Genomic DNA, 7423 nt, shown 5'->3' on the forward strand with positions numbered 1-7423 from the left:
ACAACACCCCAAATAGGCTCAATAAAGCGTTTTTTTGAGCGTTGTTTGATCCTTTCTTCGGTAAATTCGTGAGCCTGTTTAGGCCGATATCCACGTTTGCCTGTATTACGTTTAAGCTCTCGACTAATGGTTGATTTGTGAACACCAAGCGTTTTAGCGATCTCAGTTTGGGTTAAATTGTTATCAAGCAGGGCAGATATTTGGTATCGTTGCTCTCTGGTGAGCTGTGTGTAGTGTCTCATGTTTGCTTCTCATTCTTGGTCGACTGAAAAGCTTAAGATGCTACCGCAGCTTGCCTTCCAATCCTAACTTAATGAGTTGCACTTGGTGGTTGAATCTAGGCGTTCATTGTTTAAAACTAAGCTGCTAGTTGCCTTTTTGGTGGTTATTTTTACTATGGCAATAGTAGCTGGTTATACCACTTTGTTTTTTATTAGGCTGTAAAGCTAAACAATAGTTAAAACACGCAAATTCACGGTAACTTTAAACTAACTTCAAAACCATCTTCACGACCTCTAGCAGGTGAAGCAAGTAACAGCTTGGTGCCTGCTCCAACTGCAATAGTCTTGGCTATAGCCAAACCTAAGCCTGAACCACTAGCCAAAGTTTTGGAACGTACAAAATTTTTAGTTAAGTGTTGCAAGTCTTCTGCTGGCACCACTGCCCCAGCATTAATAACCCGTAAAGTACCATTAGAGGTTAGATGAACTTCTACTAGCTGATTTGCTGCACCATGTTTTAAAGCATTTTCAATAAGGTTACGCATTAAAATAGCAAAAGCATCTGGGTCAATTAGTGAGAAAACTGACTCAGTCTCGGGCAGAGTTAAACATAAACGGGACCTTGCTGCTGGGCGTAATTCATCAACTATATAGTTTAATACCTTAATAATATCGTAAGGTTTTTCAGCTAATAATCCTCCGCTTTCTGCTTTGGCCAGTTGCAACAATTTTTCTGACAAGCTTGAAAGTTCACCTAAAGATACTTTAATACGTCTGGCTCGTTCTTTAAGTGGTCCTTGCGGTGCTTCATGACAAAGACGCTGAGCTTGTGCCAAGGCTGCTGCTAAGGGGGTACGTAACTCATGCGCACTATTGGCAGTAAAGCTGCGTTCTGAATCTAAAGCACGACGTAGGCGTTCTAATAGCTGATTCACCGAATCAGCTATAGGTAAAATTTCTGCTGGTAAGTTATTGCCTTCTACTAGAGTTAAATCACCAGCTCCACGAGCTTCAATAGCATTACGATAGGCTCGTACCCCGCGCAGGCTATAACCTACAAACAGCCAAATACCTAGCAGGCTAAGCGGTATTAAAATAATTAAAGGTAAGAGTAATAACTTTAAAGCTTGCCTTAAAACCTTGTTACGTGAAGCTAAGGGTTCGGCTACTTCTATAAAAATGGTACCTCTTATTGCACTAGTACCATAAATTCGATGGGTCAAAGTGGTACGCAGACCTAACTGTGGCTTAGTAGAAAAAATAGTTGTATCAACAGCATGTGATTGTAGTAAAGGTGTTCCGTTGGCACTACGCACTAAGTAAGTAATATATTCATCATGAGGGTGTAAAGAAATAACTTGCTGCAGCAAATCGGAGGTTTCACGGTTAAAAATTTCTACTACAGCTAAAGAAAGCATTCGCTGCGCTACTTCTTCTAGTGAGCTGTCGAGTGTTTTGTTTAGTGTATAACCAACAATAAATGCGGTGAGGCTAGTAGCTATCAACCAAAGTAAAACCACACCTAGAGTAATACCAACACCAAGACGACGTTGGAGACTTATTGGAGCCTTCATGCTTGTACCAGCCGATAACCCATACCTCGAACAGTTTCTATTAGATCATGCCCTAACTTTTTTCTTAGCCGACTTATATGCACTTCAACAGCATTACTGTCTATCTCTGCACCAAAAGCATAAAGGCTATCTTCAAGCTGAGTGCGAGACAAGAGTACTCCCGGATGCTGTAATAGCGCTTCAAATACCGCCCACTCTTTAGCGGTTAAATTGATGAGCGTTTCACCACAAACAACCTTGTGACCAACCAAATCAACTTTTAAATCTTTTAGCTGTATAACAGGGCTAGGGTTGCCACTAGAGCGCCGAGCAACCGCAGCGATTCGTGCAGACAGCTCATCTAAATCAAAAGGCTTAACAAGATAATCATCGGCACCCGCATTTAACCCTTCGATACGGTCTGTTAGCTGATCTAAAGCCGTTAGAATTATAATAGGCGTAGTGTTACCGGCTTGGCGCAACTCTTTTAAAAAGTCTAACCCCTTACCGTCTGGCAACAATAAATCCAATAAAATCAAATCATAGTCCGTAGTTGCAACACTGGTTTGTGCATGGGCTAGGCACTGCATCCAATCCACCGCATGACCGGCTTCTGTAATTTGATCTCTGACAGCTTCACCCAAAGAAGTTGAGTCTTCCAGTAATAATAGGCGCATAACCTTATCTCTTTTAATCTTATATTTTTTGATTTTAGCAGCTCTACCTGACGCCTAGCTTAAGACTAAAAAAAATAAAAAAGTGATCTCTTCAGGTTGCGGTAAGGTTCCCAGCCTAAACTACATAATAAAACTAACTAGGAGAGCCTTATGAACAAGCCACTACTTGCAGCGGTGCTAATAACCACCAGCCTAATAGCGGGAACAGCCTTTGCTGAAGATGATTGCAAAGACCCAGTTGCAAACTGGCAGCCAAGAGAGGTTTTACGCCAACAGCTTGAAGAGCAAGGCTGGAAGATAAGTCGTATTAAGGTTGATGATGGCTGCTATGAAGTAAAAGGTTATGACCAGCTGGGCAATAAGGTTAAAGCTGAGTATTTCCCAGCATCACTACGTTTACGCAAGTTAAAAATAAAATTTACTGAAGATGCAACAATTCCTGATTGGATACCTAGTAGTCACCCTAAAGCCCTAAGCACATCTAATATTCCTAATAAAAAAGCTCAGCCCAAGGTTAGCATCGAATAATTTAAAACTACCGCCAGAACACGGAGAAAAACCATGAAAAAACTTATCTTAGCTCTTGTTGTTAGTTTTACTGCCACCATCTTAGTGCCAACACAAGCGCAAGCTCGTGATATGACCTTTACGACAACACTAAAAAACTATAACGGCGATGGTGCCTATCTAGCCCTTTACCTAGTTAAGGCTAATGGCCAATACCAACAAACCATCTGGATAGCTGGAGAAAAATCTAAATATTATAAGCACTTGAGCAGTTGGTCACGGGGCAGTGGTCAACGTGCCAGTGAATATGATGGGTTAAGTGGCGCAAGTGTTGGTAGAGGCCGTACCCTAAATGTAACCCTAGGTATTGCTGACGAGCTAATTGATGCTGGCTATCAAGTGCGTATAGACACTTCTGTCGAAGACATGCGAGATAATCCTGCTGAAATTAGTGTGCCATTAATCACCAGCAATGTAGGCAAGCCCTTCTTAGGCCGTGGCTACATAGAAACATTTCAGTTTTCTTTCTAATAAACACTTCTAACAAGGAGCCTAGTTAGATGTTACGCCAACTTCATTCATTACCAGGTCTACTAGCGGCAATCTTTGTCCTTCTTATTTCCGTGACAGGTGCCTTGCTTTCGTTTAATCCAGTTCTTGAGCGAGCGACAACCTCAGTACCAGCTAGTGGTCAGATAAGTGTTGCTGAATTTGTTAGCCAGTTAGCAAAACATTACTCAGAAGTTGAGCAAGTAACTCGCACCCCAACAGGTAGTTTAATTGTTTATTACATGCAAGACGGTCAAGTTAGAGTAGATCAGGTAGACCATTACACTGGGCAAGCCATTATTCCTTATGAACCACCAGCCTACTCACGATGGGTAAAAAACCTGCATCGTTCGCTCTTGCTAGATACTTATGGTCGAGCACTAGTAGGAATCACTGCTTTAACCCTGCTGCTATTAGCTATATCGGGGGTTATGTTATTAGTTACTAGGCTGGGTGGTTGGCGTCAGTTATTTCGCCCTGTAAATGGCACTTTAATTCAGCGTTTACATACTGAATTTGGTCGACTTGCGCTACTTGGCCTACTTGTCTCATCGCTAACAGGTATTTATCTTTCAGCCACCACCTTCAACTTAATAGCTGAAGGCTTAGAAGCAGAACCTGAACTAATGCAGCAAGTAGTAACAGGCCCCGCTGCACCAATAGAAACACTAACTGTTTTAAAATCAACAGACTTAAGCAACTTAAAAGAGTTAGTTTATCCTTATCCTAATGACCCTAAAGGTACTTATTCCTTAACTACTAAACAAGGTGCAGGTTATCTTAATCAGACAAGTGGTGAATGGCTTTCTTATCAACCTCATAATGTCACCTACCTCTTATATGAATTTATTTATATGCTGCACACTGGTGAAGGTCTTTGGTGGTTTGGGTTAGCCCTTGGTATCTTTGCCTTAGCCGCACCTCTTTTGGCTATAACAGGTGTCCTTATCTGGTGGCAAAAATTTAGAGCAAAACCTAGATTAATAGCTAATAGTAAAGCCAATACAGCCGTAAGTATTATTCTTGTTGGTAGCGAAAACAATACCACTTGGGGGTTTGCTAAAACCCTACATAATAACTTGGTTAAAGCAGGTCAAAGTGTGCATACCGCGCCCATGAACCAGTTAACTAACCAGTATGTTAATGCAAAATACTTGTTTATTCTTACCGCAACCTACGGTGATGGTGATGCTCCTACCTCAGCCAAAAAGTTTCTAGCTAAATTAGAAAAAACATCTAAAAAACCTAGCTTTTCTACAAGTATACTGGGGTTTGGTGACCGTCAATTCCCACAGTTTTGTGGTTTTGCTAAACAGGTTGCAGCGGCAATTAATACAAAAGGCTGGCCAGAATTATTGCCATTAGAAACAATTAATAAACAGTCATCACAAGAGTTTGCTCGCTGGGGTAATGCTTTAAGTAAAAAACTTGGGACTCAACTGCAGCTTAACCACTCCTCGGTACAACCTAAAACAACTACGTTAGTTTTAGATAAAAAAACTACCCACGGTATTGAAGTACAAGCACCCACTGCAGTACTAGCTTTTAAGGCACTTAAAAACAATCTGCCCTATTTTGAAGTGGGTGATTTGGTTGGTATTTTACCACCCAACAACCAGGCTCCACGGTTATATTCTTTAGCCTCAGCTTCTAAAGATGGCATTTTAGAAATTTGTGTTCGGCAGCATCTTAATGGGTTATGTTCTAACTTTCTTCATCAGCTACCACTGGGTGGCAGTATTAAAGCCTTTATACAGCCCAACCCTAAATTTCGGCCTGTTTCAGGCAAAACACCTATTATTTTAATTGGTGCAGGCACAGGTATTGGCCCCTTAGTTGGATTTATTCGCCACAACCAAAAACATCGGCCTATGTATTTGTATTGGGGAGGCCGCTCATTAAATTCTGATTTTTTATATCAATCCGAACTTCATAAGTACCTTGCAGATAAGCGATTAACTGAGTTAAATGCAGTATTTTCACGGGATCAAGAGCAAGCCTATGTACAAGATAAGCTTAGCTTAGATGCTACAAAACTAGGTGAGTTAATAAAGCAAGATGCACAAGTTTTAGTTTGTGGTGGTAGAAATATGGCAAACAGTATAATGGCAGCCTTTGATAAAATTCTTATACCACTAAATACAGATGTAGCTATCCTTAAAACTCAAGGGCGATACCGAGAAGATGTTTATTAAGTTCAATTATCTTGTGGAATTTCCATTCGTTTATTCAACAACTTCATTACAGAAACCACCCAAAAAGTAACCCCTCCTACCTTTTAATTACCTAGCTCAGTCAGCCTTAAAGCCTTCACTTATCGGGCTTTGAGGCTTTCTTACCTTTATTACCTATTCCCCGTCCCCCTTAGCTGGTTTTGCTTTAAGGGTTCATTTGTATTGGTTTAGCACACTGGCTACTTTTTCATTCAGCTCGGCTTGCATCTTATCTAGGTCGATGGGTTTTAGGCTGGAAGCTTCTACTTCACACAACTCAAACAGCTCTTCATCCGTTAGCTGTTTACCACCACCTAATTTTTTCATTAGCTCAGGGCTAATTTGCCCAACATTGGGGGCTACTAGGCCGGTCATTGCCCAAAGGGTGTAGCGCTTCATTCTTGGGCAATCCAGTACCAACTGTAGGTTTTCATAGCTGGTTAGCCCACGCTGTTCTAAATAGCGGTAGGTGCTGTGTGGTATGCCAGCAATGTCAGCTATTTCTACTTGGGTATAGCCTTCAGCCTTTCTTGCTTGCTGTATTTTCTTGCCTAAATCATCGTCTTGATTGGACATGCTGCTTCTCTTTAACAGTGTTCAAACTGCTCAATAACCAACACTGAGCAACAATAATCATTATGAGTGCATTTTTTATAGGCGTTTTAAAGTGCTTAAAAATTGGTGTTAATCGTTGTTGTTCGGCATGTTTTTAGCTAAGTCTCTGATTTTACTAATAACTATTAACACCAAAGTGTGACATTTATACCCCTCACTTTTCTAGCAGTAAAACTAAAGTTTAAGTAATTGTCACACTTTATGTCACAGTTTTCTCAACTAAAATAACTCAATATGTGATACCTTCACTACTGTATGCGCTAATAAATAAAACTATTTTCTTTAACTAAAAAGCTGCCTTACTAGCTCTTTGGTTAAGAAGGTGAAGGTGTATTCAATGATGGTTAGTAGCTCAGAAATTCCAGAAAGGCATCATGGCAAAATTGTTAGTTTAGCTAAAGACGGAAACTTAGATCTTTCTTGTGCATATGAAATCGAAACACTACTTTCGATTGATGTGAAGTTTACTGCTGAAAAAAATCTTGTTATTGAGCTAATAGAGTTGTTAAGGCTTTTGCCTGTTACAGATAAGTTAAAAGCTTGGTTAAAAACACTTTTGGATGTAAAGGAACAAGGCGAAAAAAACCACTGGTCTCTACATGCTGATACTAGATCAAGTGGCAATCCATTGGGTGGTAGGATTGATAAGTTTCCTATTTCAGCTTTTCTTCTACAAAAAGCTCACACTGCAATTCATGAGCAATCAATTGGGATTAAAGTGTTATTTCTGTATTGCTTAATTAACGGTAATGAAAACCTGGATTCAACTTGCTAGTGCAACAGCCTGTAATTCTTCGAACAATACCTCATTCGGTGTTTTCATACCAAGTGATTCTCTAGGTCTATTATTTAAGCGGTGCATAATAAATTCAAAATGCTCGTCATCTAGGTGCTTAAAGCATGAACCTTTAGGGCAGTATTGGCGTATTAAGCCATTTGTATTTTCATTCAGCCCTCGTTGCCAAGATGCAAAAGGGTCAGCAAAGTAAAAGTCACAACTAAGTGCTTTGGCTATGGCTTCATGCTCTGCAAACTCCTTACCATTATCTGCGGTCAGGGTATGGACCAAACCGGCGGCAGCAAAGGGC

General features: G+C 40.5%; 9 protein-coding genes. 4 read left to right on the top strand and 5 right to left on the bottom strand.

The window, feature by feature from the left end; translation table 11 throughout:
- From BP27_RS17195 to BP27_RS0113235, 3 genes are all read right to left on the bottom strand, one after another.
- The coding region (locus BP27_RS17195) for a helix-turn-helix domain-containing protein (protein ID WP_027850396.1) at positions 1-242 on the bottom strand (242 nt) is incomplete at its 3' end.
- A gap of 230 nt (positions 243-472) precedes the next feature.
- Positions 473-1795, bottom strand: a complete 1323-nt coding sequence (locus BP27_RS0113230; RefSeq protein WP_027851941.1) for a sensor histidine kinase — start codon at positions 1793-1795, stop codon at positions 473-475.
- A complete protein-coding gene (locus BP27_RS0113235; RefSeq protein WP_027851942.1) occupies positions 1792-2451 on the bottom strand; it encodes a response regulator transcription factor in 660 nt (219 codons plus the stop codon). Before BP27_RS0113235 ends, BP27_RS0113230 begins: the two co-directional genes overlap by 4 nt.
- 150 nt (positions 2452-2601) lie before the next feature.
- On the opposite strand from BP27_RS0113235, the gene BP27_RS16395 reads away from it, so the two are divergent.
- The 3 genes from BP27_RS16395 to BP27_RS0113250 are packed head-to-tail and all read left to right on the top strand — an operon-like array spanning position 2602 to position 5702.
- On the top strand, positions 2602-2979 hold the full coding sequence (locus BP27_RS16395; protein WP_084324614.1) for a PepSY domain-containing protein: 378 nt from the start codon (positions 2602-2604) through the stop codon (positions 2977-2979).
- Between the two features lie 33 nt (positions 2980-3012).
- Positions 3013-3489: a DUF2271 domain-containing protein gene (locus BP27_RS0113245; protein WP_027851943.1), complete on the top strand. Its 477-nt coding sequence runs from the start codon at positions 3013-3015 to the stop codon at positions 3487-3489.
- A 29-nt stretch (positions 3490-3518) separates the two neighbouring features.
- Entirely contained in the window at positions 3519-5702 is a 2184-nt protein-coding gene (locus BP27_RS0113250; RefSeq protein ID WP_027851944.1) for a PepSY domain-containing protein, read from the top strand.
- 192 nt (positions 5703-5894) lie between these two features.
- On the opposite strand, the gene BP27_RS16865 is transcribed toward BP27_RS0113250, so the two are convergent.
- Positions 5895-6296, bottom strand: coding sequence for a helix-turn-helix domain-containing protein (locus tag BP27_RS16865; protein ID WP_051168179.1), 402 nt, complete (start codon positions 6294-6296; stop codon positions 5895-5897).
- 376 nt (positions 6297-6672) lie between these two features.
- Here BP27_RS16865 and BP27_RS0113260 point away from each other — a divergent pair, with 376 nt between their 5' ends.
- On the top strand, positions 6673-7110 hold the full coding sequence (locus BP27_RS0113260) for a hypothetical protein (protein ID WP_027851945.1): 438 nt from the start codon (positions 6673-6675) through the stop codon (positions 7108-7110).
- Here BP27_RS0113260 and BP27_RS0113265 read toward each other — a convergent pair.
- On the bottom strand, positions 7099-7423 hold a 325-nt coding region (locus BP27_RS0113265; protein WP_150112072.1), incomplete at its 5' end, for an IS30 family transposase. The two genes, BP27_RS0113260 and BP27_RS0113265, sit on opposite strands and share 12 nt — an antisense overlap.

The sequence above is a fragment of the Marinospirillum insulare DSM 21763 genome (assembly GCF_000686905.1).
Taxonomy (GTDB): domain Bacteria; phylum Pseudomonadota; class Gammaproteobacteria; order Pseudomonadales; family Halomonadaceae; genus Marinospirillum; species Marinospirillum insulare.